Genomic DNA, 1,156 nt, shown 5'->3' with positions numbered 1-1,156 from the left:
GAGCGTGAGCGCGAAGTCAGCCAATTGATGCTGGGTGGCAGCTCGACCAAGGAGATTGCCCGCCGTCTGGCAATCTCGATCGAGACGGTGCGCGCCCACAAGAAGCATCTCTACGCCAAGCTGGGTGTCAGCTCGCAATCGGAGTTGTTTTCGCTGTTCTGGCAGGCGCGGCGCTGATTCAGAGCGTGCGGTCGTCGACGCCGAAGCTCGGCGGCACGAACCAGCGTACGTCACGCGGATCCTGTTCGATCAGGTCCTCGACCTGCAGCAGGTGGGCGAAGATCGCCATGCGCATGGGAATGCCGTTGTCGGTCTGGCGGAAGATCGCCAGGCGCGGGTCGCCGTTCAGGTCGGTGCTGAGATCGTTGGCGCCGGGTCGGCTGTCACGCGGCAGCGGGTGCATGACGATGGTGGTCGGCGAGCAGCGGCGATCGAGGAAGCCGCGATCGACGACGAAATCCGAGGTCAGCTCGGCGAAGCTCTCCGACATCTCCGCGGTGAAGCGCTCGCGCTGGATGCGAGTGGCGTAGATCACGTCGACATCATCGAAGTTCTCCGCCAGATTGGGGCGCGTTTCGATGCGATGCCCGCGCGAGGCGACCAGATCGATCAGGTGCTGCGGCATTTCCAGCCCCGGCGGCGAGACCAGCGTGATCCGCAGCGGTTCGTAGAGCGACAGCAGCTTGATCAGCGAGTGCACGGTGCGGCCGTATTTCAGATCGCCGGTCAGCAGCAGGTGAGCGCCGGCCAGCGGCTTGCCCAGCCGCGCGAACTCCTTGGTGATGGTGTAGACGTCCAGCAGCGCCTGGCTCGGGTGCTCGCCGGGGCCGTCGCCGCCGTTGATCACCGGCACCTGGGTCGCTTCGGCGAATTCCGCCACCGAGCCCTGCTCGGGGTGGCGCATGACGATGGCGTCGACGTAACCGCCCATCACTCGGCTGGTGTCGTAGAGCGATTCCCCCTTGGCCATCGACGAGAAGGTGAAGCCGGTGGTGTCGCAGACGCTGCCGCCGAGCCGGCAGAAGGCGGCGTTGAAGCTGATGCGGGTTCGGGTGCTGGCCTCGAAGAACAGATTGCCGAGCACGGCGCCTTCGAGCACGCGGGTCACCTTGCGCCGCTGGGCGATCGGCTCCATGCGCTCGGCAATGCGGATCAG

2 protein-coding genes are annotated in these 1,156 nt (G+C 65.8%); one reads left to right on the top strand and one right to left on the bottom strand.

The genetic code is table 11. The annotated features are described in order from the left end of the window. The coding region (locus tag R3F72_RS18525) for a response regulator transcription factor (protein ID WP_332780477.1) at window positions 1-177 on the top strand (177 nt) is incomplete at its 5' end. A 1-nt stretch (window position 178) separates the two neighbouring features. Here the strand turns inward: R3F72_RS18525 and pyrB are convergent. Continuing rightward, window positions 179-1,156: aspartate carbamoyltransferase (gene pyrB, locus R3F72_RS18520; protein WP_332780476.1), on the bottom strand; the 978-nt coding region annotated here is incomplete at its 5' end.

The sequence above is a fragment of the Salinicola sp. 4072 genome (genome assembly GCF_036663415.1).
Lineage (GTDB): Bacteria > Pseudomonadota > Gammaproteobacteria > Pseudomonadales > Halomonadaceae > Salinicola > Salinicola salarius_A.
The sequence above is the reverse complement of the archived record's forward strand: the minus strand, read 5'-3'. Positions and strand labels throughout refer to the sequence as shown.